The following is a 26,911-nucleotide window of genomic DNA, read 5'->3' on the forward strand; positions in this document are numbered from 1 at the left end:
CTATCACGCCTCGCATTTTCTTAAACCTTAAGAACTACATTCCATAAAACTTTGAATATTTTTACCATAAAAAACAATACAAAAAGAGCTGTCATTTCAAATGACAGCTCCTTGTTTCTTCATTATATTTACATCACCTTAGACAGACCAATCGTTTTCTCAATAATGAGCAACGCAATGATAGAAATGATAATAAATATGACAGATATCGCATTGACACTCGGATCAAAAGTTTGCTCAATGTAATTAAACGTCCTCACGGGAATCGTAATGGTTTGAGGTGAAGAAACGAACAAACTAATCGAGATTTCACCAAATGATGTCACAGCAGAAAACACCCCACCTGCGATAATACCAGGCTTGATCAAGGGCAGTGTCACACGAAAGAAAGTACGTATGGGCCCTGCACCAAGATTCATGGAAGCTAGCTCAAGACGTGGATCAAGATTTGAAACACTGACACCCACGGTTCGTACCACATAAGGAAAACCAATGATGACATGCCCAATGACTAATGCCCACAAAGACCCTGTAAAACCCATAGCCGTAAACAAATACAGCATCGCAATCCCTAATACCACCTGAGGAATCATAAGAGGTGACAAAATAAAGGCTTGAACAGCTTCCTTTCCCTTAAAGGAAAGCCTTGCTAAAGCATAAGAAGCCATCGTTCCTAAAAGAACAGTAAGCGGCGTCACAATCAATAACAGAATCACGCTGATACGCAAAGATTCCATCCATTCTGGATTCGACACGACCTCATGAAACCAGCGAACGGAAAACGAAGTCGGCGGGAATTCAGGAAAAGCATTCGGACTAAAAGCAGAAAGAACAATGACAAGAACAGGTACGGTTAAAAAGAGATAAACGAGTGAGCCTGCGGTCCATATCAGAACCGAAAGCAAACGGTCACTTATTGATTTTTTACGCATGCATCCTCGCCTCCCAACGCTTCAATAGATAGCTTAATAGACTGACGACCGCTAGCACACAAATCAATAAAGTAAAGGACATCGCAGCGGCAAGAGGCAAATTATACACCTGCATGACCTGCTGATAAATGGACAGTGGCAAGAGCGGTTGCATCCGTCCGCCGACTAGCAGAGGAGTAATATAACTTCCTGCTGCAAGTGAGAAGACAATAATTGCTCCGGTGATCATGCCTGGAATCGTAAGCGGCAAGGTCACATGAAAAAATGTCCGAATACGACCAGCACCAAGACTCATAGAAGCCGGTCTTAAGTGACGGTCCATATCAGTTAAGCTCGTTGCAATAGGCAGCACTGCAAAAGGCAGCATCACTTGAACATAAGCAATAATGACCGCATTCATATTCCACAGCATCGATAACGGTTTCTCAATCAGATGTAAATCGATCAGCATGCCATTGATCAAGCCATTTTGCGAAAGAAGAACGATCCATGCAAATGTCCGAATGACGACACTCGTCAAAAGCGGCGATACAAGTAAGATATAGAAAAAAGCCCGCAATCTTGGGTGAGGTGCTTTCACTAGCACATAAGCTGCTGGATATGCCATCAATAAACAAATCACCGTTGTCTGTAAGGCCACCCACACAGTACTTCCAATTGCTTTCACATATGCATCTGTCGTAAATACATGTAAATATTGAGACAAACTATAGGATTGTAACGTATTCATCATCGAATCCACATCACGAAAACTGAGGACAAACATCATCACAAGCGGAGCAAGAAGGAATACAACTAGAAACAAACAAGCTGGCAGCAGCATAAACCAATGAAAGCGCTGATTCTTTTTTTTGATTCGCATCACGCATGCACCTTCGAATCTAAGAACACAATATCTTCAGGCTGCCAATGAATATGCACAGTTTCTCCAACTTGAGGCAGCTCGGGAAATGCTGCGTCTGATGCATGGACAATGATTTCACCTTGATTAAGCCCAACGACCAAACGTAAAGAGTGCCCAATATAACTGACATCTGCCAACACGCCTGTGACATGATTTGGCTGAACTTCCTCCCCGACAGAAGATAACTTGATTCTCTCAGGACGCAGCATGAGTAAATGCTTCTCGCTCTTCTCTTTAAATGCGGCAACTTTTAGCTGAACTTGCTTCCCGTTTGATTGAATGAAATGTGGAACAGTGTATGTGGAAGTAACTTCATCATATTCCGCTTCAAATAGATTGACCTGTCCGATAAATTCAGCAACAAAACGATTATTTGGCTGACGATATACTTCTAAAGGTGTCCCAATCTGCTGAATTTTCCCCTCACCTAATATCCCAATTCGGTCGGAAAGACTTAAGGCTTCCTCCTGATCATGCGTCACAAGAATAGTCGTAATCCCGACATTCCGTTGAATATTTCGCAGCTCCGTCTGCATATTTTTTCTTAGTTTTGCATCTAAGTTACTGAGTGGTTCATCCAGAAGAAGAACGGCAGGCTGGATGGCAAGTGCCCGTGCAATGGCGACCCGTTGCTGCTGACCTCCACTTAATTGGTGCGGCATACGTTTGGCAAATGACTCTAATTGAACAAGAGACAAACTCTCCATCACCTTTTGCTTGATTTCCGCCTTCTTTTTCTTTTGAACCTTCAACCCATATGCAACATTATCAAATACGGTGAGATGTGGGAAAAGTGCATAGCTTTGAAAGACCATCCCCGTTTTTCTTTGATAAGGAGGTAAAGTCGTCACATCCTGATCACCAATATAGACGACTCCTTTTGTCGGTTCTAAAAAACCACCAATGATATTGAGTAAAGTTGATTTTCCGCAGCCACTAGGGCCAAGAAGGGAGAAAAACTCTCCCTCTTTTACCGTAAGACTGACATCATCAAGAGCAATCTGCTCGCCAAAATGCTGGCTGATATGTTCTAAATTGATTCCACTCATGCGATCACCTATTTTCCTCCGCCTAATACTTCATTCCATCGATTTGTCCATTGACCGAGCTCCGAGGTCGCTGTTTCGTAATCTACCCAAGTCAGCTTGCTATAATAATTTTCGCCAACCTTCACTTTCCCCTTAATTTTGTCTCCGTATTTCACATCAGAATTCGACATGCCATAGTAAGATTTTTCTGAGAAGGCTTCTTGAGCTTCTTTCCCGCTAAGGTAGTTTAATAGCTTATAAGCCGCTTCCTCATGCTGACTTCCCTTTGTTAACGCCCAGCTCGCAACTGCTGCCACAGCGCCTTCTTTCGGATATGAGAATCCAATATCCATCCCTTCTTCTTCAAGTGCAAATGCTCGGCCATCCCAATATGGAACTGCCGTCACGTCACCACGTTCTAACAGCGTTTGAATAGACCCTGGGTTATCAGGAAAAGCAGCTACACGCCCTTTTAATTGTGCTAGGCTTTTAAATGCTTTATCAATATCCTTAGGATTTGATTCTGTCCCTCCTTGAGCATGGACAAGTGCAGAGAAAAATTGTAAGCCCGCTGAATAAGTTGGGGAAGAAATCGCCACTTTCCCTTTCAGCTGATCGCTCCATAAATCTGTCCAGCTGTTTGGCTCCTGTTTGACAAGATCTTTTCTATAAGCAATTCCAAGCTGTCCCATACTAAAGCCTGCTGCATATTGTTTTCCATCAACAGTGAGTTTCTTTTGAACAGAACGATAAAGCTTTTTCACATTCGGTGCTTGATCTTCATCAATAGGCGCAAGAACGTTTGCCGCAATACCTCTTTGAATCGTATCAGGCTGTAAAATAAGCAAATCATACGGTGGATTTTTACCATTAGATGCTTTTAATTTTGTAAACCATTCAGAATCTGCCCCAGAGACCGTTTGTACTTTAATGCCTGTATCCTTTTCAAACTTTTCGAGGATTGGCTTAATATTCTTTTCCCAATCCCCTCCGTAGACACCAACGATCACAGTCTGCTGCTGTTTACTTTGGTCCTGCCCATTTCCACCGCATGCAGACAGCAGTATCATGATGGATAGGACACCTGCAAATATGGTCATTAATCTTCTTTTCATAATTCGTTTCCCCCTTTTTGTTGATTCAACTGATGAAGTGCTTGAATAATATCCATCTTTGTTAACGGTTCTTGTCTATGACTAAAATGAGAATGAACCGCATGTTTATAGTGCGTACGCTCATTTGCTGGGTATGAACGAAGCTGCACAGCAAGCTCACTGCTGGCTTCGTCTGTCCACACTTTCTCATAAGCTGCTCTTTGTTTTCCAAAATCCCAAGCGACAGCATCAGCATCATTCATCTTTTCACGAAGCCTGCTCGTCTGTTCGTCATCAATTTTCCATTCATTATGATCTCGATAGACTTTGACGCCATATTGCTGAAGTGCTCTTTCTTCACTTAATAGCCCTGCTTCCACTTCATGAAGGACTTTTTCTTTCGTTCTAGCAAATGGATTCCCCCATCCTCCTCCACTTGGTGAAACCAATTGAACAATATCGCCTTTTTCAAGACGCATGACATCAATTTTCGGCTGGTTTTGTGTCTCCCCATTTGGTTTGGTCAATTTCACCTCACCAATTGCTCCTGCACGTCCGCCCATTAACCCCCAAGGTTGAAACTTCATTCGTTCCATTCCTCGTGCCGTCACCATCGATTCTGGCTTGATCATTTCAAATTCTAAACCAATCGCATGTCCCCCTCTATGTTCCCCTGCTCCACCTGTGTTTGGCAACAGTTCATATCGGTGTACATGAATATCAATATGCTGTTCCAAGCTCTCAATGGGTGTATTTTTTAAAAATCCTGACGAATGATCAATTCCATCTACTCCATCAGTCCCTTTTTGAGCACCGCCGCCTCCGCCTAACGGTTCGACCACAGACATTTTTCTGCCTCCTGTTTGATCATCAGGAACAGAGAGAACGACGATAGCGGATTGACCTGCACCTGCCGCCGGCACTGCTTCAGGCAACAGCTTACCAATAGCACCTAGCACGACATTATACAGTCTCATTGTAATGGAATGCCGAATACCGACAGAAGCCGGATATTCTGGATGGACAAGCGTTCCTTTAGGTGAAATCACGTCTATCGGATACGTAATCCCACCATTAATCGGAATAAAAGGATCTTTACTAATAATGTAATTGATCAACCCTTGATATAAAAAGGAGTGCTTTTGACCATTGGTGACAAGATTAAAAGCTGTCTTAACTTGCGGGTCACACTCAGAGAAGTCCAGTGTCAGCTGTTTCCCTTTGACCGTCAGCTTGATCTTTAATCGGATCGGCACGTCCGAAATCATATCATCATCCAAGTAATCAGCGAATTCACTCGTTCCATCAGGGATGGCTTCAATGACTTTTCCTGCGCGATCCTCTGCTTGCTTCAGCAGATCAATCATTCCTTGCTTCACTTCGTTTTTTCCGAATTTCTCGATCATTTCTTTTAGTCTGATTTCTGCTGTATTAACAGCGGCAATCATCGCATTAATATCGCCATCATTTAAATGACTCGCCCGGCTATTAGCTCTTAAAAAGGTACGAACAACCTGATTCTCTTTTCCACCTTCATAGATTTTCACTGGTGGAATTCTTAATCCTTCCTGATGAACATCTGTTGCAGTTGGAGAAATGCTTGAAGGGACAAGACCTCCCACATCACTTACATGAACAAAAGACCAGGCATAGCTGACAATTTCATCTTCTATAAAAATGGGTTTGATGATATGGACATCTGGCAAATGAGTCGCTAAACCGTTTGTCGTATAAGGATCATTTGTGATGATAATGTCACCCGGCTGCATCGGTCCGCTTTCTTCAATCGCTTTTTTGAGACTCAGCCCTAAAAAGATCGTGACACCGACTGTTTTTGGGTAAACAAAGAAATCTCCAGAAGGCGTGGCTAATGCTGTAGCAAAATCCGCCGATTCTTTTACGAATGTTGTAAAGGATGTCCGCTCAATGACATGTCCCATGCCTGATGCAATTGCATTAAAATAACTCCTCATCATCTCAAGCTTTGCTGGATCAGTTCCCATGTAAAGCCGCCTCCCTTGAAATCACCAAGTTTCCTGAATGGTCTATGCTGCCTGCCCAGTTTGGCAAAATCAATGTTGTCGTATCATCTTGCTCAATGATGGCAGGTCCTTTCACAACAGCGCCTAATGACAAAGTACTCCGATTGTAAACAGATGCTTCGTACTCTTTTTCTTCTATAAAGATTCGTCTGTATGATTGTGGTATTAAAGGCTGTCCGCTGCTTTCATCAACAGGAGAGAAAGGCAGTGGAGGCGTTTCACCTATAACCCGAACTCGCAAATGAGTAAATTCAATGTTCGCCTGATCATCTCTATGGCCATATTGACGCTCATGTAGGCTGTGGAAAGCTTCAATCAGATGATAGACGTCTTGTTCCTGCTTTAGCCAATCCACCGATAATGGCAATTCAATCTCAAATGCCTGTCCTTGATAGCGGGCATCTGCTAATAACAAAATGGACGTTTGTTTGATATGTTGAATGTTTTGCTGGCTGAACCAACCCGTTGCTTTGCGAGAAAGCATTTCATAATCTTGTTTTAATTCGTCAAGCGTATAGTCTTGTAAGCAGATTTTCTTAGACAACACAGCATCATGGATAAAATCGGCTGTAAGTGCACCTAGCGCACATAATGTCCCTGGACTTGGAGGGACGACCACATTTTTCGCATGAATTTCTCTCGCAAGGAAATTCGCGACAACAGGCCCTGCCCCGCCAAATGCTAGCAAACTAAAATCTCTAGGATCAAACCCTTGCTGCTCCATGACATTGCTTAGTTCTGTGTACATATTGGCAACAGCCACTTGAATCAACTGGTCAGCCGCCTGTTCGACCGTTTTATGAAGTTGATCAGCAATTGGCTGAAAGGCTATTTCCGCTGCAGACCGCTTCAATTGTAAATGTCCTCCGGCAAACCGATCTTGATTGAGGTAACCGCATATGAGAAATGCATCGGTTAAAGCAGCTTTTTTTCCCTTTCCATACGAAGCCGGTCCAGGCTGCGAGCCAACTGATTCCGGTCCTGCTTTAAGAAGCCCGCCTTGATCAAGCCATGCGACAGAACCTCCGCCAGCCCCTATCGAATACATTGCAACAGATGGAAGAATGATCGGAAATCCTGAAAGCTGATTCGATTGAGCCATTGTAGGCTGCCCATTTTGAATGATCGAGATATCTGCACTTGTGCCACCAACATCAAACGTAATTAAATTGGGTTCATTTGCAGATGTTGCAATTCTTGCCGCACCAATTACACCAGCTGCCGGGCCAGAAAAAAGTGTTTTAACGGGTGAAGTGGCTGCACTTTCTGCATCCATTAAACCACCATTTGATTGGGTAATGTATGGAGAAATTGGTACACCTTCTTCTTTCAAACGGTTTTTCAACGTTTGTAAATATTGTTTCACCTTTGGTTGAATGTACAAATTGACAACAGACATCACTGTCCGCTCATATTCTCTCATTTGTGGCCATAATTCTGAAGATGTCAGGACATCTAACTGTGGGTAATGATGATGAATATAGGCTTTTGCCTGTAATTCATGAACTGGATTTTGATAGCTATGTAAAAAAGAAATGACAATGCCTGCTAGCTTTTTAGAGATGACCTGCTGGACAGCATCATCTAATTGCTGCAGTTGGAGAGGTTTTTTGATCGAACCATCGTGTATGAGCCTTTCAGAGATTGGATATACATGTTTTCGTGGTATCAATGGTTCTGGCAATTGAGAATTGAAGTCATAAGGAATGGGTAGACGTAAACGCTGTAATGACAAAATGTCTTGAAAACCTTCCGTTACAAAAAGGGCTAAATCTGCTCCCTTTCTCTGCAATAATGTATTAAGACCGATTGTCATGCCGTGTACGAGATATTGGATTTTGGATAAATCGACACCTCTTTCTTTTAGAAGTTTTAGCCCATTGATTATTCCTTGAGCTGGGTCATCTGTCACTGTAGGTGTCTTGAGTTCAGTTAGCTCCCCTGTTGCTTCATTCATCAGCGATAAATCAGTAAATGTTCCACCTATGTCTATTCCGAGCCGATAAGAGACATCCGCCATTTGTACTTCCCTCCTGCAATGTAAATGGAATCATATTTTGATAAATTACGACATTTTTTGATATTTGACTCCATATTATTAAAGCATATCGGTCTAGTCAATTTTATTTTTTTGAAATTTCTGTGTGTTAAAATCTTGAAATTAGCCTAAAAACCTGTGATAAAGCCATTTTACATAAGCAGAATTGTAATATGAGCAGCAAAATTAAAATTTTTGTGATTTTTGTTCAAATAGGAAAAGAGCATAAACAGGTAAAAAACGTTTTTCGAACTTTAAAAGACGTTTTTTCAAAACGAGGAGAAATTGGTAAGTAATTCTGCTATACTTCTGTTTACAAAATACGCTAAAGAGAAAGAGAGCTAGCATCTATGAAACTTCTTAAAACCATTCTCTTGCTTTTATTGATTGTCATTGGTATAGCGACAGGCTATGTCCAACTAGGGCAACATAAACAAGAGACGACAAACTCTTCTTATGACAAAACCATTCACTTTCCATCAGATCGATATCCAGAAACCGCGAAGCACATAGAAGAAGCTATTGACGAAGGTCATTCTTCCATTTGCACCATTGATCGAAAAAATAGTGATGAGCAAAGAGACAAATCACTTCATGGCATTCCAACAAAGCGTGGTTATGATCGTGATGAATGGCCAATGGCGATGTGTAAAGAAGGTGGAGCAGGGGCTTCTGTCAAATATGTACGTCCTTCGGATAATAGGGGGGCAGGCTCTTGGGTAAGTCATCAATTATCAGATGATCCTGATGGCACAAGAATCCAATTTATTATCGAGTAGCACGATCTTTCCTTTTTTCATAACAAAAATTTCTGTGTAAGTGCATTCACGTATATCAAACATTTTTTTCATGCCGATAATCTTTAAGGAGGGATACCCTACCTTATACCTAAAGGAGTAAAAAGCATGAAGAAAAAAGGAAAACTGAGGCTTGGCGCCAAAATAATGCTGATCTTTTTAAGTGTCCTCATCGTATTTTCAGCAGTGGTTGGTTATGTAGTGAACCGCGAAATGACAGAGAACATTAAGCAAATGGCCACCGAAAAAGCAAAAGGCGATCTAAAGCTAGGATACGCTTATCTAACTGAAAAGGTTGCTGGCTCGTGGCAGATAAAAGATGGCAAGCTTTACAAAGGAAATACTCAAATCAATAACCATGACACATTGGTTGATCAATTAGCCGAATATACTGGTGATACAATCACGATCTTCCAAGGAAATACCCGTGTTGCCACAAATGTCATGTTAAACGGGAAACGAGCTGTAGGAACCGAAGTCTCACCTGAAGTAAAGGCCGCTGTTTTGGATAAAGGCGAGAATTATTACGGAACAGCCAATGTTGCCGGGAAAGACTACCAAACGGCTTATATGCCCATCAAAAATGATACAGGGGAAACGATTGGTATTTTCTATACCGGTGCAAATCAAAGCATGATTTCACAAATGCTTCAGTCTTTCTTTATTCAATTTGTCACGGTCCTACTGTTAAGTTTAATTGTTTCTGTTATCATTATTTCTATTTTCACAAAGCGGATTCAGACACGTCTCAAACATATGGCATCTGCTATTAAGAGTGCGGGCGAAGGAAATTTAACCATCAACGTGACAGATCACACAGGCGATGAACTTTCTGAGCTGGCAGGTCACTTTAATAAGATGCGTGAGAAATTAAATCAAACCATCTTAAATGTGATCAAAACATCTGAATTAGTAGCCACCTCTTCTGAGGAGCTGTCAGCTAGCGCAGAAGAAACGAGTGCAGCATCAGAAAAAATTACCCATACCATTCAAGAAGTCGCTCAATCGTCTGAACAGCAATCAGCCCAAATGACAGCTAGTGAGCACACGATGAGACAAGTATCTAACGAGCTGGTAAACATCACTGAAAATGCAGGACAAATGGCAACAAGAAGTCAGTCCGCACAAGAAATGGCCCAAAAAGGTGTACAAAATATCGGTGAAGTTAATTCACAAATGACATCTATTGCAAAATCAATTGAAGAGAACGGTACAGCAATTCAAGCGCTAGAAACACGTTCAGCCGAGATTGATCAGATTTCCAAAGTGATTACAGATATCGCTAACCAAACAAATCTACTTGCTCTTAATGCGGCCATTGAGGCAGCACGCGCAGGTGAACACGGAAAAGGCTTTGCCGTTGTGGCAGACGAAGTGAGGAAGCTCGCAGAAGAATCGCAAACATCATCCAACATGATTTCACATCTCATTTCCGAAATACAAAAAGAGATGAATCATTCGACGAGTGCCATTAAACGAGTACGAGAGGAAGCGACTCAAGGGGCTGTTCTTATTTCTCATACAGAGGAATCATTTATTGACATTCAGCAGTCAATGAAGGAAATGGCAGATGGCATTAAACATTTATCAGATGCATCCCAAAAAATCGCAGCTTATACAAATGATGCGAAGCAAACCTTTGCCTCTATCACAGAAGGCGTTAAACTGACGAGTGAACATTCACAACAAGTAGCAGGTTTAACAGAAGAACAATTCGCAGCAATGGAAGAAGTAACAGCTTCATCAGAGGCTCTCGCCCATTTAGCAGGAGACCTAAAAGAAATGGTTTCGCAATTTCACATCTAGATCCCTCATACAGTAGCGCAAGACGGCGACAATCGTCTTGCTGCCTAACATTCTCTTCAATTATCTTACTTTCAAACATTCACTTTTCAACATGATTCCAAGCTGGACAAATTTTATGAATAAAGGAGTTATCTATTATGAATGATTTAAATCAAACGTATCCCCTATCTATCTCCTATCACCAAATCACCGTATACACTGGAAGCACGACGCCACCTGTGATTGATTGGACAGATGACGATATTCTTCAAGGATTCGCAACTGGGGATCGAGGTATTTCTTTTGAAGGCATCAATAACGGAAAAGCTTCTATTATCGTGACATTAAACAGCCATGAGCCTCCATCATCCGTTAATAGAGTCATCACAGTGCCATTTACTCATTCAAGTGATCATGTTTATCTGACAAGCGTCATGGCACAGGTACTGTCTTTCTCCATTCCAAAAGGAGACTATCAGCTCACCTGCTATATATCTGAGCACCCTGATCAAGATCTCTATTATTTTGATTTTCAGACTGCTTAGATCACGCCTGGTCGTACTGCTCAAGCCATTTTTCTGCAAAATCGACTGATTCTCTCATCGGCAATAAATACGAATTGGCTAGCCCGATTTGACTGTGGTTATAACTACATTCTGATTGTAAAAAATCACGACCAATCTGTTCAAATAGTTCTTCTCTTGTGATGATATCTTGATACTCTTTCCACACCCTCCAACCATTCTCTAAAATGGGGGCCCCTCGTGTCATGAGGTCTTGCTGTGAGATTCGATATTCAGCTAAGTGAAAAGCTGTAACACTCTCGAATGACGTGCCAATTAGCAGCACTTTTGCATCAAGATCGTACATACGTCCAAGAGGTGAATTTTCTCCTAAACCATAAGGAAGCGCATGGTGGTTCAACACTTCATGTTTCCTTTTCCCCCAGGCGGTGAATGAGAAATGAGGATGATTGCTTCTTTCTACGCCTGGGTATTTCCAAAAGGTCTCCGCTACCTTTCCCATTGCTGTTGGAGCTGTGTAAGCCGGATCAAATGCAGGCATCGTGTCTTTGATCGGTTTCCACCAAGAATAAGGAACAGGCGGATTGATCCAATCAGCAGGATCAGACAGCTCTAATGTTTGTGCCGGCATAATCAGTGTTCCTTCATCTGTTAAAATATCCATCATAGCTTGTATAACGGCTATAGCTCCTCCATTCACCCAGCCAATAGATGACAAGGATGAGTGGACACATAAGATCATGCCCTTCCTTACACCAAGTTGAACCAAATCCGCTTTGATTCTTTCCTTTGTGATCGGTTCAGCCTGATGTTCAATTAATCTTTTCATCGGTTATTTCCTCCTGCGCCTCATCTATTCTTGATGAGTGAGACGTTTCACAGCGATAGACAACTTATAATTTGCATGCTTTGTTAGCTCCGTTAAAAATTGATCAAGCTCATCATGACTGGAGAAATGTCCTTCAGCCATATAACAGCCCTCTCCACTTATTTTAAACAGGTTTTTGATTTCTTCCTTTTGATGGAGAAACGATAAAAGCGGTTCATGATCATAACTTCGGGTAAAGAGCTGCAAAAATGTTTGGATGTTCTGCTGTGTCCGCCAGTTAATTGAAATGGTATAGGCTTCAATAATCCCCTCTTCCTCAAGCTTTAAAACTCTATTTTTAGCAGCTTGACCGGTTAAATGGACTTTTTCACCAAGTGCTTTCATCGTCAATCGGCTATTCTTTGAGAGTTCTTTTAATATATCCATATCTGTTTTGTCTAGCATTAGCTCACCTCTTTCAAAAATCAAGTCTTTCCGCTGAAAGACTTTCATGATCCTCTGTCACATGAGGCTCTTTTAATATACTGTAAACTTAATGAGAAAAAAAGGAGGCCTTCTAATGAAAATAACACTCATTCGTAATGCTACTTTATACCTTCAATATGGTTCGTCAACATTTTTAATCGATCCCTTTTTAGCAGCAAAAGGAACCTATCCACCATTCCCGCATACTGCCAATCAACATGCAAACAATCCAATTGTGGATCTGCCTGCAAACATTGATTTGGACAAGATATTACAGCCGGATGCTGTCCTGCTTACTCATTTACATGTAGATCACTTTGACGACGAGGCAAAAAAGAGATTAGCTCAAACTTTGCCGATCTATACTCAATCAGAGAAAGATCGCACGGAAGTAAAAGAAGCTGGATTTCAGCATGTTACATGCATTGAAGATGAAATGGATGTTTGCGGTGTTCATATCAAACGAACTGGCGGGCAGCACGGGACAGGAGAAACCGCTAAACGGATGGGACAAGTGAGTGGTTTTGTTTTCTCTCATCCTGATGAGCCTACTCTTTATATTGCAGGAGATACCATTTGGTGTGATGAGCCGAAAGAGGTTGTGAATACATGCCAGCCAGATATTATTGTGGTCAATAGTGGGGCTGCCCAATTTTTAGAGGGAGATCCCATTACGATGACAAAGGAAGAGATTGTAGACATTCACCATACTCAACCACAAGCTCAAATCATCGCCTGTCACCTTGAAGCCGTGAATCATTGTTTATTAACAAGAGCGGCATTAACATCTTACATTCAAGAGAATCATGCAGATCAGGCCATTTTTGTCCCTCAAGATGGTGAGACGCTGACCTTTTAACACTTAAACAATAAAAACCGGCACCTTGCTGCCGGTTTTCTTGAACTTATGGTCGATGGTGCTGTGGTTTTTTTAGTAATGGAACAAACCCGTTATTTTTTAAGTGATTGTAATGTTCATCCATTCGTTTTGTGATGTGCGTGCCTTGTTCCTTCGTTAACACACCATACTGAACGTATTTTTCGATCACTTCTTTTCGTTTAGACAAAATTTGCTGTTCAAGTATTTCAATTTGTTTTTGTTGCTCTGTCGTTAATTTTACTTGATGCGTGACGGGGCGCTTTTCCATTTGGGGTGTTTCTCCATGAGCCGTATTCACTTGAAAACCAAATAATATCACCATCGTTAGTATGATCAAACCACTTGTTTTTTTCATCTCTGTCGTTCCCTCCTTTATTCGATTTTAATTTGCGCATCCTTTCCTTTTTTATACATTATTCACACCATCAAATTGCACATAATATTCTTACTTTTTCGCTTTTCATCTGAAAACGTTGTCCTAACTGAAAAAGCGTGCTATGTTTTGTTTTGTATAAAAAATAGAGGAGGATTCTTAAATGAGTCGTTTTTATCATAGAAAACCTATATGGGTGCTGCTTGTTGTGTCTGCTCTCATGCTTGTCATGTCTGCTTGCAATCAATCAGGCTCATCTCAGTCTGGAGAATCAAAGTGGGATCAGATTCAAAAGAAAGGGAAAATCGTGGTCGCTACTTCAGGCACCTTGTATCCTACGTCTTACCATGATACATCGAACGGCAAGGATCAATTGACTGGCTATGAAGTGGAAGTCGTCAAAGAAGCATTTAAGCGCCTTGACGTAAAAGTAGAATTTAAAGAAATGGGTTATGACGGTATGCTCAGTGCCATTAATTCAGGTCAGGTGGATGCCGCTGCAAACGATATCGACATCACAGATGACAGGAAAGATAAGTTCGCCTTTTCAACACCTTATAAATACTCCTATGGAACCGCTATCGTCAGAAAAGATGATCTGTCAGGTATTAAAACGCTAAAGGATTTAAAAGGAAAGAAAGCAGCAGGTGCTGCAACGACCATTTATATGGATGTTGCCCGTAAGTATGGTGCAAAAGAAGTCATCTATGATAATGCCACAAACGAGCAATATTTAAAGGATGTTGCAAACGGCCGTACAGATGTCATTTTAAATGACTACTACTTGCAAACACTGGCGCTTGCTGCATTCCCTAAGCTAAATATTACGATCCATCCAGACTTAAAGTACATGCCGAATGAACAAGGGTTTGTGATGAAAAAAGACAATACAGAGCTTCAAAAAGAATTAAATCGTGTATTAAAAGAGATGAAAAAAGACGGAACCATGAAAAAGATTTCGGAGAAATTCTTTAATCATGCTGACGTCTCAAAGAAAATTGATGTTGATGTCGAAGATGTCGACATTTCTAAATAAGGGGCCGCAGCCGTGGGAGATATTCATTTAGAATATATCTTTAATCCTGCACTGGCAAAAGCGTCATTTCCATTTGTCATGAAAGGCATCTGGCTGACGCTGCTCATTTCTTTTGTGAGCATGTTTTTTGGTACGATTCTAGGCTTTTTTATTGCCCTTGCTCGAATGGCAAATACGTGGTTCCTTCGGCTGCCTGCACGACTGTATATTTCATTCATGCGTGGGGTTCCCATTCTGGTCATTTTGTTTATCCTTTATTTCGGATTCCCTTACATCGGCATTGAATTTACAGCTGTCACTGCTGCTATTATTGGATTCAGCTTCAATAGTGCTGCATACATTGCCGAAATTAACCGGGCGGCTCTCTCCTCTGTTCCAAGTGGTCAAGTGGAAGCCGCCAAATCACTTGGTCTCAGTTATTGGCAAACGATGCGCGGAGTCATCTTGCCTCAATCCGTGCGCATTGCACTGCCGCCCCTGACCAACGTCATGCTTGATTTAATCAAAGCTTCCTCACTAGCGGCAATGATTACTGTGCCCGAACTCTTCCAGCAAGCAAAAATTGTGGGTGGACGAGAATTCGATTATATGACCATGTATATTTTGGTTGCCTTGATTTACTGGGGCATATGCAGTGTGGTCTCATTGCTCCAAGACTTTTTGGAAAAACGCTATGCAAAATATCTATAACAACAAAAAGCAGATCCATGGGATCTGCTTAGATTGTTAACAAAGGGCTAAAATGAACTTGATTTTAGCCCTTTGTTTTCTTTTCAGCGTGATAGAAAACCTTTGCAGTCTAGGAAGGACGAGTACTGGCGCAGAGCGAATTTGATATTCGTGAGCACCAGCACGCAGGACTGACAAAGAATGCGAGGGTTTGCCTACGCGCTGAGATCCATTGGATCTGCTTTTTAATGTATCAGCCATAACCACACATACAACCCCAATAACGTGATGATCAGCGTCGGTATGGTTAGAATGATTCCAGCTTTCATGTATGCTCCCCAAGAAATATGCACACCTTTTTTCTTCAAGACATGAAGCCACAGCAATGTCGCCAATGAACCGATTGGGGTCATTTTCGGACCAAGGTTTGAGCCGATGACGTTGGCATAAATCAGTGCATCTCTCATCACACCTGCTGTATCTGTGTGACCGATGGCAATCGCATCAATTAAAACGGTTGGGAGGTTGTTCATGACAGAGGATAACACGGCTGCCAGAACCCCCATAAACATCGTTCCCGCAAGTAAACCGTGTGACGCCCCCTGTTCAATCCACGCTGCTAAAATTTCTGTCAGGCCGACATTTTTCAGCCCATACACCACGACATACATGCCGATAGAGAAAAACACAATCGACCACGGCGCTTCTTTGACGACTCGTTTTGTCGCTACTTGTGGACTCCGTTTCGCCAGCCATAAGAAAGCAATGGCAATGCCTCCTACAATGATTGACACCGGAATGCCTGCCAATTCGCCAGCAAAATATCCAACAAGCAAGCACCCTAACACATACCAAGATAACCGGAACATGCGCAGATCACGAATGGCCGAAGCTGGTTCCTTCGCCTGCGAAACATCGTACGTTTTCGGGATGAGTTTCCGATAAAACACATACAACACAAGCATACTAGCGCCAAGCGATACAAGGTTTGGAACGAACATGTTTGCTGTATATTCAAGAAAGCCAATATGAAAATAATCGGCTGATACGATATTGACCAAGTTACTAATGACAAATGGCAAAGACGTCGTATCTGCAATAAAGCCGCTTGCCATGACAAATGGCAGGATCATACGCTCATCCAGCTTCAGTGCTCTGACCACAGATAAAACGATCGGGGTTAAGATAAGTGCCGCTCCATCGTTGGCAAAAAAAGCTGCTACCACAGCGCCGAGCAATGTTAAATAAATAAACATGCGGACCCCGTTCCCTCTTGCGGCTTTTGCCATATGAAGTGCCGCCCATTCAAAAAAACCAATCTCATCTAAAATCAATGAAATGATGATAATTCCAATAAATGCAAAGGTGGCGTTCCAGACAATTTGGGTAACTTCCCATACATCGCCCAAATGAACGACCCCAAAAGCAAGCGCAAGAATCGCTCCCCCGCATGCTGACCATCCAATGGTTAAACGTCCTGGCTGCCAAATGACAAGGACGAGGGTCATGATGAAAATCAAAATGGCCAAGGTGACTGATCCCAAAGGTGGCCCTCCTTTCACTTTCCTTATAAAATCTTTATCTATCATACAACGAAATAAGGCAATTGTATGCCATTTTATCATCTCGCATAAAAATCCGCAGGTCAGCCTTTGCACCTGCGGAGTCCACGCCTATTGATCTTTTTTCATCAGCATCAATTCAATAAATAACTCACATCGCTGGCTAAAATGACTTAAATCGATAGACGTCATTTCAAAAATTTGTTTCATTCGATAGTTTAGTGTATTTTGATGAATAAACAACTGCTCTGCAGCTGGTTTTAGCTTGCAATTATTCAATAAGTAGACCTCTAAAGTTTTTAAAAATGATGTTTGGCTGTCACGGTCTTTTTCCTTTAGGCGCAACAAATCTGGATTGAAGTCGTTTTTCTTTTTTTGGTGACTGTAAATCGAGTCTAAGAACCGGAAGACCCCCAAATGCTCGTAATCGTATGGAATCAATTCCTGTCCGCCGACAATCTTCACTGCTTTCACGACTTCTATCGCTTCAAATCGACTTGTGCTCATTTTCATGACATCTCGATATTCTCTTCCCATCCCAATATATAAAGGAGATGGGTGTGTATGCGTTTTCGATTGAAGATGGGCGACGACATCCGCAGCGGTCGCTTTTGGTGAGTGGCGATCTGACAAACTGCCTAATATCACGACGATGTCTGCTTGCACAGAGTAGACATGATTGACCTTGTCTTCTAGCTGTAAATAGGTTCTAATCATATCCTTCACATCTTCTGCCGTCTCACTTTTGTTATCGGCGGCATGAACAACCATCACAGTAAAGACAGCTGGCAGTGGTATGCTTAAATTCTCAGCTTCCCATTTTAGCTCTTCTTCTGTATAAAAATGATCATCCATGACCTTTTTGAAGAACTCTTCAATCTTGCCTTCCTTTTTCTCCAACTGCTTCTTATTTTTATAAATGACTTTTCCAACCTGAAACGATGCCTCGTGTAAAAATTGCAGCTCCTCTTGAGAGAGAGAATCTTCAATGTCCTGCACCCAAATAAAGCCGACAACCTCTTGTTTGTGTTTGGCGCTCACAGCCACTCGTCGATTAAACCCGAGCTCCTCATGACCATTCACATAAAAAGGATTTGAATCTGTATATAGCTGCTCAATGACCCCTGTTTTTTTTAACCAATCCACCACAGCTCCCGGGCATTCCTTTGAGAAAATGGTTTGCTGATTGACTGGGTCGAACTGCTGGATGCTGTAAGAATTATAAGCAAGCAGCTGACATTCAGTACTTTCTAAAATGACTGGTTTTTTTAAATACCCACTAATAAATGCAATTAATTTATCGACATCAAAAAATGTATGAAGCTTTTCTAATATCTCTTCCATCCCGATTGCTCCCTGAATAAGTGATACATTTATCATACTTCTTTCCAGTCATATTTGTATAGAAACAAGTCGTAGACAGGTAAAAAAAGCATGAACTCGCCTGCACGAGTTCATGCTTTTCCATATTAAAACATTTCGCTGATCGTTTTGGCCTGCATGTGCAGAGCAAGATAATCTGGTCCGCCTGCTTTTGAATCAGTTCCTGACATTTTAAAGCCGCCAAATGGATGGTATCCCACAATTGCTCCCGTACAGTTACGGTTAAAGTAAAGGTTCCCGACATGGAACTCCTGCTTCGCACGGTTGATGTGATCACGATTATTTGTAATGACCGCACCGGTTAACCCGTATTCTGTGTTGTTGGCTACTTCAAGCGCCTCATCAAAGCTTGAGACTTTTGAGAAAGCTAGGACAGGTCCAAAGATTTCTTCTTGCATTAAACGAGATGTTGGCTCTAGATCTGCAAACACGGTTGGATGAATGAAGTACCCTTCTGAATCATCACTTGTTCCGCCAGTGACTAGACGGCCTTCTTGCTTGCCAATTTCGATATATTCCGTGATTTTGTCAAAGGAAGCTTGATCAATGACAGGTCCCATGTACACATCAGCTGATAACGGATTCGCTGTTGTTTTCGTTTCTGTGATTTCCTTCACTCGCTCAACGACTTGGTCATACAGCTTCTCGTGGACGACAGCACGAGATCCAGCTGAACATTTCTGACCTGAAAAACCGAAGGCTGATGTGAAAATGGCGTTAGCCGCTAATTCAACATCTGCATCCTCATCTACAACGACTGTATCTTTACCGCCCATTTCAGCAATGACACGCTTTAAATGCTGTTGTCCTGGCTGTACTTTTGCCGCACGTTCAAAAATACGTGTGCCCACTTCTCTTGATCCAGTGAATGTAATAAGGCTTGTTTTCGGATGATCTACTAAGTAATCTCCTACTTCTGCTCCGCTACCTGGCACAAAGTTGACAACACCTTTCGGAAGACCTGCTTGCTCCAGTTCTTCTACAAAGCGGGCAGCAATGACAGGCGTCGCACTTGCTGGTTTTAAAACAACTGTATTCCCAGTGACGATTGGCGCTACTGTTGTTCCTGCCATGATCGCAAACAAGAAGTTCCATGGTGGAATGACAAGCGTCACGCCAGTTGGTGTGTACACATATTGATTGCGTTCCCCTTCGCGGCTGTTCACCGGTTTGCCTTTCGCAAGCTCTAGCATTTGACGGGCATAATACTCTAGGAAGTCAATGGCTTCTGCTGTATCTGCATCCGCTTCATTCCAAGGCTTCCCTGCTTCTTTTACGAGAAGGGCTGAATACTCATGCTTTTTACGGCGAATGCTTGCCGCAGCGCGGAATAAGACGCCTGCTCTTTCTTCTGGAGACGTGTAGCGCCATGTTTCAAACGCTTTTGCCGCAGCTTGAATCGCTTGCTCTGCCTCTTCTTTCCCAGCTTTTGATACGGTACCCACGACTTCTTCCTTCTTCGCCGGATTGATCGAGATAATCTTGTCTGTTGTTTCGATTCTTTCTCCATTAATCACAAGCGGATAGGTTTGCCCAAGTGATTCTGTTACTTTGGCTAATGCTTGTTCAAACGCTTGGCGATTTTCTTCCTGGCTAAAATCCGTGAATGGTTCATGCTTGTAAGGTGTTGTCATCTTTGTCACGCTCCCGTTTCAAATTATTTTCTCGTCATCCCTTTTAAAGCAAATGCAATGTTTGCCGGTCGTTCTGCAAGACGTCTCATGTAGTAGCCATACCACTCTCTTCCATACGGGGTGTAGACCCTCATTTGATAGCCTTCCTTCACGAGTGCTTGCTGCGTTTCTGATCTCATGCCATACAACATTTGAAATTCGAACTGATCTGTCTGTATATTGTGTTTTTTCACAATATGTTTCGTGAACTCGATCATTTGATCGTCATGTGTCGCAATGGCTGTATAGTTCCCTGAGAGTAATTGCTTTTCGATCAGCTTCTTGTAATTCTGATCGACGTCTTTTTTGTTTGGATACGCCACTTCGGCGGATTCCTTATAGGCACCCTTTACAAGTCTTAAAAATGGCTGCAACTCATTTAGGTCATCAAGATCTTGTTCTGTTCTGTACAAATACGCCTGCAAAACCGTACTGACATACTCATACTGAGATTTCATTTCTTTAAAAATGTCCAGCGTTTTTTGACAGCGCTGTTCATCCTCCATATCAATTGTCACCATAATACGGTGTTTCTCTGCCGTATCTAAAATGCTTTTCATATTGCGATACACGAGATCATCGTCAATATCTAAGCCAAGCGATGTCATTTTAAGTGAGACGTGGGAATTGAGTCCCGCCTCTGCAATTCGCTGAATGGTTTGAATACACTCATTCGTCCGCTCATTTGCAATCTCTGCCTTTGTGACAAACTCACCAAGGTGATCAACCGTTACGGCCATACCTTGATCGTTTAATCGTTTGATGACAGGGATAGCGCTCTCAAAATCCTTCCCACCGATGATTTTCTTTGATGCAACAGCACTTCCCCAATTACGAGCAATATGGTTCAAGAGACTGCTCTTTGACAAAAACAAGAAGAAATTTCTTGTGACCGACTCCATAAAGGGCACCTCCCACTCTTTGTAAGCTATGTCTTTATTGTAAGGCTCATGAGCTGTCCGCTACAATATTTGAAGATGACAAAAATTCTGACTTTTTTTGTGGTTTTATCACAATAAGAGATAAAAAAGAGCCTACCGCTAACCGGCTGGCTCTTTCATGCTTACGCCCACACCTCATCAAGGGTAGACTGCAAAAGCTCATTTAATTCTTGCATCAGATTGTCTTTCGGCTGATTGTAGCTTTTCACCAATTCATCAAAACGCACCAGCTCTTGATCAATAAATGGATGGACATGAGCGAGACGGTTCTCTACATCCATTTCTTCTCCGTCCATTTTACGTTTGAGCAGTTCGTGAATTTCTGCTAACAGCGGGCCTTCCTCCACTAGCTCCTTGAGTAATTCATGAAAATCCATTGGTGGAACCGTCCGGTAGCGTTCAATCCACTGACAGGCAAGCAGCGGACGAAGCACATAGAAATACTTCTTGATTCGCACCTGCTCTCCTCGTAAATGCCGGCTCTCATTCCGCTTCGCCATATTGAGGTAATGATACATCAAAGCCGCAGGGTAAAACGCTCGATCCTTTAATTCTCTTAGCTGCTTTGCCAAAGAGAAAGATTCAGCATAAATGATATCAGAAGACAGCCATTCCATAATGGACGGATTCGATTTATTGAATAAACGCAGCGCCTTTCGCAGCTCCCAGCCGCTGATATCAAGCATGTCATCAATCGGCCGTTCAATGACATCACGATGCTCTTCCATCGCCCAATACCATTCTTTCCGGGGAACGTATAAAAAGCGAACATCATAATCACTGTCAGTTGAAGGAAATCCCCATGCCCTGCTGCCCGATTCAACGGCGAGACAAATCTTGACGTCATACGTTTCTTCGATGATTTTCAGCTCTTCCTTAATTCTTTCTCTCAAGTGTCCATCAACTCTTTCTATAGAATTCTGCATGACTTCTTCACCTTTTGGGAAAATACGAATAAGACCTATATGAAAAGGAGTTGAACCTCATGTCTATATCTCGCATCATGAAATGGATTACTGGAATTTTTGAAGCTTGCCTTGCTATCCCTGTGATCGGAGGTCTATTCGTTATCAGCAATGGCTATTCACCGCTCATGGTCATGCTTATTCTGCATATTATCACACTCGTCTTATCGAAGCGAGACCAAGGACCAATGATTGGAAGTATCATTGGCATTGTGACATCCTGCCTTGCCTGGATTCCGATTCTCGGATTCATCCTTCACATCATCACAGCCCTTGCCCTGATCGTTACAGCATTAGTACCTGATGAAAAAACAAGACAGAACACCAGTTATTAAGCTGATCGCTCCAATAGCTGAAAAAAGACAAAGAGCTAAAATGAATGTCATTTTAGCTCTTTGTCAATGCTCTTATGTTGATAGAAGCAAATGCTTTTGTAAAAAGGACAGCTTCTCTGTTTGAAAAGCAGGAATAAACTCGTGCCCAAAATATCGGTACACTTTCAGCTCTTTATCTGTTTCTAAATGATTGTATGCCGCAAACACGGTGGATGGCGGTGTCACTTGATCAATCAGACCGATCGCCATCAATGTTGGCTGTTTCACCCAGCCGGCTAAATTGATTAAATCAAAGTAACTTAATGTCTCAAATACCTTTTCTTCAGCTTCAGGATCACTGTTTCTGCGAAAGTATGAATTGATTTCTAAATAAGGCTGCTCCAAGGCTACATCAACCGCACGCTCAAAATTTGATAAGTAAGGATAGTCTGCCACAACGACTTTTGGAATGTCTGAAAGGGCTGCGGCCGCAATCGCTAACGCCCCCCCCTGACTTCCACCGATCACGCCGATACGGTGTTCATCTACTTCGGGGAAAGACTGAATGACTTCGAGTGCACGAACAGCATCTAGATAAACGCCTCGATAATAGTACGTATCCTTCGATAAAATGCCTTTTGTCATCCACCCTAATGCATGCCCGCCTGGTGTCACTGATGTGTCTTCACTGCCACCTTGACCACGGACAAGCATTCCAAACGTCGCATAGCCATGCAGCGCCCAATTGACGATGTCGTGAATGCCGCCGTCATAGCTGGCATTATAGCCATGAAAACGAACGAGCGCTGGATACGGACCAGTTTGATCAGGCACAGCATAAAAGCCTTCAATTTTAGAATGTCCAAAGCTTTGATACGTCAGGCGGTACACCTTGACGCCTTTCACTGGATAGTCATAAGATTCAAGTGTTGGCTCTGCCTCCACTTGGCGCAGTTCTTCGAGCGATTTCTTCCAAAAGTCTGAGAAATCAGGACGTGCTGTTTTCTTTGGTTTATATTTTTTTAGCTCTTCTAGTGATAAATCGAACAATTGCATATCATACTATTCCCCTTTGTTTTATTAGTTATGAGTATCATACCACTCATTTCTTGATTGAGAAAGTCATTTAACAAAACCTTCTGACATTTCTATTGGCAAAGATAGCGGAAAGCTTTATGATAAAGAAACTGGCTTGAAGACTAGATGTTTCAGGCAATATCAACGAACCATTCATTGCATGAAACGAATAAAGGAGGACGACCGACATGAACATCGCCCTGATTCAAATGGACGTACAAATAGGAGAACCTGATGTAAACTTTCAGAAAGCAGAAGCGTTTTTAGAAGAGGCCATCCGTCAACAGCCTGATTTGATTATTCTACCTGAAATGTGGAATACCGGCTATGCGCTGGAACAAGCGGATGAGCTTGCCGATGCAGATGGTGAGCGGACAAAACAACTCTTCTCTTCCTTTGCTCGTAAACACAAAGTGTATCTCATCGCTGGAAGTGTCTTGAATAAACGGACAACAAATGAAGATATCACCAACACAATGTATGTGTTTGACCGTCAAGGTGAGCTTTTGTTAGATTATGATAAAATTCATTTATTCCGCTTAATGGATGAACACAACTATTTAACCGCCGGTCATCAGCTTGGTTTATTTAACTATGATGAAGATGTCAAGATTGGCACCATGATCTGCTATGACCTCCGCTTCCCTCAGCTTTCTAGGACGCTCGTGAACAAAGGGGCGAAGGTGCTTGTTAATACCGCTCAATGGCCGTCAGCAAGAGTGGACCATTGGCGCAGTCTGCTCATCGCAAGAGCCATTGAGAATCAGTCATTTGTGATTGCGGTGAACCGGACGGGCACAAGCAGAGACACTGAATTCCCTGGTCACTCCATGGTGATTGACCCGCTCGGACGCATTCTGCTTGAGACAAATGATGAAGAAGACATTTATTATGCAAACATTGATCTTCAGCTCGTAGATGAAGTGAGACAACAAATCCCCGTCATGACAGATCAGCGGCTGGATTTATATTAGAAAGCAGGGGACTCCCCTGCTTTCAGCGTGTAGACAAACCCTCGCATTCGGTGTCAGTCCTGCGTGCCGGTGCTCACGAATGTCAAATTCGCTCCGCGTCGGTACTCGTCCTTCCTAAACTGCAAAGGTTTTCTATCACGCTGAAAAAAGGTAAAAGCAGGGGACTCCCCTGCTTTTTGCGTTTAATTAAACGTTTGTTTAAGCTTTTCCTTGATTCTGTTGAAGGTCCATGAAGGCTTGAGCGGCTTTCGTTAAATATCTTTCTTCCACATATGCAAACACAAGTGTGCGGGTTGGGCATGAATCAATGTGTAAATAAGTGACTGCTTTCCTTTCCTCTTGTGCCACCATTTTCGGCACCACTGTCACCCCTAGCTCATTTTCAACCAATGCCTGAGCTGTTTGAATATGACTTGTTTCAAATGCAATCCTAGGCCGAAAGCCATGATGACGGCACAGTTCCGTGACCACTTGCCGAAAGCCATATCCCTCTTTCAGCATAATAAATGGGGCATCTTCCAGAAGATGAAACGGGACAGACCCTTCTTGATCCGCTTGATTGATGATTTCATTGAGTTCATCCGTCAACCACGGTTGAGCCGTTTGCGGAATGGCGAGGAGAAGCGGCTCTGTCAGCATTTGTTTTGTTTTCAATGATTCATGCTCGACAGGCAGAGAAAGAATCGCAAGATCCAGTTTCCCAGCGAGTAAACGTCTTTCTAGCTCACGAGGCGATTCTTCTATCAAATGAACGTGAACGTGCGGATACGTTTGACAATAGGTTTTTAATAAACTTGGCAGGACATATCCCCCTGTGACAGCTGGCGCACCGATCTTCAGTTCTTTCCCTACCTCATAAGCAGCTTCCCCCATCTCACGTAACAAATCATCTCGTTCCTTCAAAATGGTCTCTGCTCTTTTGATCAATCGGTTTCCTTGAGGTGTAGGAGTGACTTGTCCATACTTCCGAATAAACAGAGGAGTATCTAATTCCTCCTCAAGTTTTTTAATTTGCTGACTTAATGAGGGCTGTGCAATGTGAAGTTTTTCCGCTGCTTTTGTAAAGCTTTGCTGCCGGTACACTTCCATGACATATTCCATCATTCGTATATCCACTTCTCTCACCTCATAGGTTTTAACTATTCATATCATATCTTTTATGTCTTAGACAAATCACGGGAAGAACCCTACGATAAAGAAACAACAAAAAGGGGGTAAAGGAATGAATCCATATTCAAAAGCCGAGAAACAATTCTCACAAAATGCAGAGAACTACCGAGATTCACCTATCTTTGCAGCTGGAAAAGAACTTGAATGGATGAAAACGGCGGCGAAGGCAAAGGGCGATGAGCATCTACTTGATATCGGCTGCGCGGCAGGTCATACCGTTTTTTCCTTTTCAGACGTCATCTCTAAAGGAATCGGGATTGATGTCACACACAAAATGATCGAGGTTGCTACAGCACTTGCGGATGAGCGCCAGCTGAACCACATTACGTTTGAGCAGGCATCCGCAGACGCATTGCCCTTTTCTGATGCATCATTTGATCTCGTCACATGCCGATTTGCTGCTCATCACTTCCCACATCTCCCGGCAGCCATGTCTGAAATCAGCCGAGTCTTAAAGAAAGGCGGCAAATTTCTACTTGTGGATCATTATGCACCTGAAAACCAAGCACAGGATGACTTTATTAATCATTTAAATAGACTGAGAGATCCCTCCCATGTGCGAGAAAGCTCGTTATCAGAATGGAAAGAGCTTTTCGCTGACAACCATCTGACGAAAGAAGATATCCGTTACTGGGATCTGCATATTGATTATCAGGACTGGATCATACGTGGACGTACACCAGAAAATGTTCAAAAGGAAATCGTTGCCCACCTTCATGCTGCAGACGATGAAACGAAACAGCTGTTTCAACTGCAATTCGACGAACATCGTCAGCCAATATCCTTTTGCCTAAAAGCCGCACTGCTTCAAGGGATCAAACACTGATCCTATAGAAAAAAGTCTACCCTAAAGCGGTAGACTTTTTATTTAGAATATAAATCCCAGCCAAGCTTGAGTGTGTCGACAATATAATTGGCGACTTCTTCAGCTTCTAGATGATCTGTTTCCACTCTTGAGTTATGAAGGGAATAAATTTCCCGGCGCTCTTCAAACAGCTCTTTCATCTCGTCAAGCGTGCGGTTATGAAGAACAGGACGGTTTTCAATTAAAATATCCAGCCGTTGTTTCCAATTCTCCCAAGATAGGTCAAGGAAAAGAACCGTACAATGCTTTAAGCAAGATCGTTTGATTTCTTCCTGTTTAAACGCACCGCCTCCAAGAGACACGATCTTTAGCTGAGTATGTTCACATAAATCGACGATATAGTCCTTTTCAGCCTGTCTGAAGAACGCTTCTCCTTTTTGCTGAAACATTTCTGGAATCGTCATGTTGTACTTTTTCTCAATCTCCTGATCAACATCAATAAAATCTCTATATAACTTTTTGGCAACCAGCTGCCCAATGGTTGTTTTCCCAACGCCCATAAAGCCAATGAGGACAATATTTCGCTGTCTCACAGGAATCTCTCTATTGTTTTTCATGTTCGTGACACGTCCTCCTTACGACAAGGAATGC

Annotated in this window: 26 protein-coding genes; 9 read left to right on the forward strand and 17 right to left on the reverse strand. The window is 42.4% G+C overall.

The window, feature by feature from the left end; translation table 11 throughout:
* Positions 1-128: 128 nt before the first annotated feature.
* The 6 genes from N521_RS06290 to N521_RS06315 are packed head-to-tail and all read right to left on the reverse strand — an operon-like array spanning position 129 to position 8,020.
* Complete coding sequence (locus N521_RS06290; RefSeq protein ID WP_008347828.1) at positions 129-932, reverse strand: ABC transporter permease; 804 nt, start codon at positions 930-932, stop codon at positions 129-131.
* Entirely contained in the window at positions 925-1,794 is an 870-nt protein-coding gene (locus tag N521_RS06295; protein WP_008347830.1) for an ABC transporter permease, read from the reverse strand. Before N521_RS06295 ends, N521_RS06290 begins: the two co-directional genes overlap by 8 nt.
* Complete coding sequence (locus N521_RS06300) at positions 1,794-2,885, reverse strand: ABC transporter ATP-binding protein (protein ID WP_025206726.1); 1,092 nt, start codon at positions 2,883-2,885, stop codon at positions 1,794-1,796. The genes N521_RS06295 and N521_RS06300 overlap by 1 nt, the downstream gene beginning before the upstream one ends.
* Before the next feature lie 8 nt (positions 2,886-2,893).
* Positions 2,894-3,979, reverse strand: a complete 1,086-nt coding sequence (locus N521_RS06305) for an ABC transporter substrate-binding protein (RefSeq protein ID WP_008347834.1) — start codon at positions 3,977-3,979, stop codon at positions 2,894-2,896.
* Positions 3,976-5,961 (reverse strand): hydantoinase B/oxoprolinase family protein, encoded by a 1,986-nt coding sequence (locus N521_RS06310; protein WP_035390499.1) that lies wholly within the window; start codon positions 5,959-5,961, stop codon positions 3,976-3,978. The genes N521_RS06305 and N521_RS06310 overlap by 4 nt, the downstream gene beginning before the upstream one ends.
* Entirely contained in the window at positions 5,951-8,020 is a 2,070-nt protein-coding gene (locus N521_RS06315) for a hydantoinase/oxoprolinase family protein (protein ID WP_035390501.1), read from the reverse strand. The genes N521_RS06310 and N521_RS06315 overlap by 11 nt, the downstream gene beginning before the upstream one ends.
* A gap of 368 nt (positions 8,021-8,388) precedes the next feature.
* Here N521_RS06315 and N521_RS06325 point away from each other — a divergent pair, with 368 nt between their 5' ends.
* The 3 genes from N521_RS06325 (at position 8,389) to comJ (ending at position 11,165) form a co-directional block, all read left to right on the forward strand.
* Positions 8,389-8,817 carry a NucA/NucB deoxyribonuclease domain-containing protein gene (locus N521_RS06325; RefSeq protein ID WP_007498233.1) on the forward strand — a complete coding sequence of 143 codons (429 nt, stop codon included), beginning with the start codon at positions 8,389-8,391 and terminating at the stop codon, positions 8,815-8,817.
* A gap of 126 nt (positions 8,818-8,943) precedes the next feature.
* A complete protein-coding gene (locus N521_RS06330; protein ID WP_035390503.1) occupies positions 8,944-10,641 on the forward strand; it encodes a methyl-accepting chemotaxis protein in 1,698 nt (565 codons plus the stop codon).
* 137 nt (positions 10,642-10,778) lie between these two features.
* Entirely contained in the window at positions 10,779-11,165 is a 387-nt protein-coding gene (gene comJ, locus N521_RS06335) for a competence protein ComJ (RefSeq protein ID WP_017366590.1), read from the forward strand.
* Between the two features lies 1 nt (position 11,166).
* Here the strand turns inward: comJ and N521_RS06340 are convergent, their stop codons facing one another.
* Positions 11,167-11,973, reverse strand: a complete 807-nt coding sequence (locus N521_RS06340) for an AAC(3) family N-acetyltransferase (RefSeq protein ID WP_025206721.1) — start codon at positions 11,971-11,973, stop codon at positions 11,167-11,169.
* Positions 11,974-11,997: 24 nt separating this feature from the next.
* Complete coding sequence (locus N521_RS06345; RefSeq protein WP_008347846.1) at positions 11,998-12,417, reverse strand: Lrp/AsnC family transcriptional regulator; 420 nt, start codon at positions 12,415-12,417, stop codon at positions 11,998-12,000.
* A 115-nt stretch (positions 12,418-12,532) separates the two neighbouring features.
* Between N521_RS06345 and N521_RS06350 the strand changes: the two genes are divergently transcribed.
* Positions 12,533-13,297, forward strand: coding sequence for an MBL fold metallo-hydrolase (locus N521_RS06350; protein WP_008347848.1), 765 nt, complete (start codon positions 12,533-12,535; stop codon positions 13,295-13,297).
* 46 nt (positions 13,298-13,343) lie between these two features.
* Here the strand turns inward: N521_RS06350 and N521_RS06355 are convergent, their stop codons facing one another.
* On the reverse strand, positions 13,344-13,673 hold the full coding sequence (locus N521_RS06355; protein WP_008347851.1) for a YckD family protein: 330 nt from the start codon (positions 13,671-13,673) through the stop codon (positions 13,344-13,346).
* 238 nt (positions 13,674-13,911) lie between these two features.
* Between N521_RS06355 and N521_RS06360 the strand changes: the two genes are divergently transcribed.
* Both N521_RS06360 and N521_RS06365 read left to right on the forward strand, forming a co-directional pair.
* On the forward strand, positions 13,912-14,727 hold the full coding sequence (locus tag N521_RS06360) for a transporter substrate-binding domain-containing protein (RefSeq protein ID WP_370529221.1): 816 nt from the start codon (positions 13,912-13,914) through the stop codon (positions 14,725-14,727).
* A gap of 12 nt (positions 14,728-14,739) precedes the next feature.
* The gene (locus tag N521_RS06365) at positions 14,740-15,417 is read left to right on the forward strand and encodes an amino acid ABC transporter permease (RefSeq protein WP_008347854.1); all 678 of its coding nucleotides are present in this window, start codon (positions 14,740-14,742) and stop codon (positions 15,415-15,417) included.
* Positions 15,418-15,641: 224 nt separating this feature from the next.
* Here the strand turns inward: N521_RS06365 and N521_RS06370 are convergent, their stop codons facing one another.
* From N521_RS06370 to N521_RS06390, 5 genes are all read right to left on the reverse strand, one after another.
* Positions 15,642-16,940: an arsenic transporter gene (locus N521_RS06370; RefSeq protein ID WP_008342056.1), complete on the reverse strand. Its 1,299-nt coding sequence runs from the start codon at positions 16,938-16,940 to the stop codon at positions 15,642-15,644.
* 129 nt (positions 16,941-17,069) lie between these two features.
* Entirely contained in the window at positions 17,070-18,302 is a 1,233-nt protein-coding gene (locus N521_RS06375; protein WP_008342058.1) for a PucR family transcriptional regulator, read from the reverse strand.
* Between the two features lie 125 nt (positions 18,303-18,427).
* A complete protein-coding gene (pruA, locus tag N521_RS06380; protein WP_035390504.1) occupies positions 18,428-19,975 on the reverse strand; it encodes an L-glutamate gamma-semialdehyde dehydrogenase in 1,548 nt (515 codons plus the stop codon).
* A gap of 23 nt (positions 19,976-19,998) precedes the next feature.
* Positions 19,999-20,916 (reverse strand): proline dehydrogenase family protein, encoded by a 918-nt coding sequence (locus N521_RS06385; RefSeq protein WP_007498256.1) that lies wholly within the window; start codon positions 20,914-20,916, stop codon positions 19,999-20,001.
* A gap of 161 nt (positions 20,917-21,077) precedes the next feature.
* Entirely contained in the window at positions 21,078-21,881 is an 804-nt protein-coding gene (locus N521_RS06390; RefSeq protein ID WP_081832181.1) for a nucleotidyltransferase domain-containing protein, read from the reverse strand.
* 59 nt (positions 21,882-21,940) lie between these two features.
* On the opposite strand from N521_RS06390, the gene N521_RS06395 reads away from it, so the two are divergent.
* A complete protein-coding gene (locus tag N521_RS06395; RefSeq protein WP_008342068.1) occupies positions 21,941-22,255 on the forward strand; it encodes a hypothetical protein in 315 nt (104 codons plus the stop codon).
* 72 nt (positions 22,256-22,327) lie between these two features.
* Here the strand turns inward: N521_RS06395 and N521_RS06400 are convergent, their stop codons facing one another.
* The gene (locus N521_RS06400; protein ID WP_035390506.1) at positions 22,328-23,290 is read right to left on the reverse strand and encodes an acetylxylan esterase; all 963 of its coding nucleotides are present in this window, start codon (positions 23,288-23,290) and stop codon (positions 22,328-22,330) included.
* 209 nt (positions 23,291-23,499) lie between these two features.
* Here N521_RS06400 and N521_RS06405 point away from each other — a divergent pair, with 209 nt between their 5' ends.
* Entirely contained in the window at positions 23,500-24,285 is a 786-nt protein-coding gene (locus N521_RS06405) for a carbon-nitrogen family hydrolase (protein ID WP_035390508.1), read from the forward strand.
* A gap of 198 nt (positions 24,286-24,483) precedes the next feature.
* Here the strand turns inward: N521_RS06405 and N521_RS06410 are convergent, their stop codons facing one another.
* Positions 24,484-25,389, reverse strand: coding sequence for a LysR family transcriptional regulator (locus N521_RS06410; protein ID WP_017366581.1), 906 nt, complete (start codon positions 25,387-25,389; stop codon positions 24,484-24,486).
* Positions 25,390-25,507: 118 nt separating this feature from the next.
* Here N521_RS06410 and N521_RS06415 point away from each other — a divergent pair, with 118 nt between their 5' ends.
* Positions 25,508-26,281 carry a class I SAM-dependent methyltransferase gene (locus N521_RS06415; RefSeq protein WP_035390510.1) on the forward strand — a complete coding sequence of 258 codons (774 nt, stop codon included), beginning with the start codon at positions 25,508-25,510 and terminating at the stop codon, positions 26,279-26,281.
* Positions 26,282-26,319: 38 nt separating this feature from the next.
* Here the strand turns inward: N521_RS06415 and N521_RS06420 are convergent, their stop codons facing one another.
* Positions 26,320-26,877: a shikimate kinase gene (locus N521_RS06420; protein WP_007498270.1), complete on the reverse strand. Its 558-nt coding sequence runs from the start codon at positions 26,875-26,877 to the stop codon at positions 26,320-26,322.
* Between the last annotated feature and the right edge of the window lie 34 nt (positions 26,878-26,911).

It is taken from the genome of Bacillus sp. UNC125MFCrub1.1, assembly GCF_000701305.1.
Classification (GTDB): Bacteria; Bacillota; Bacilli; order Bacillales; family Bacillaceae; genus Bacillus; species Bacillus altitudinis.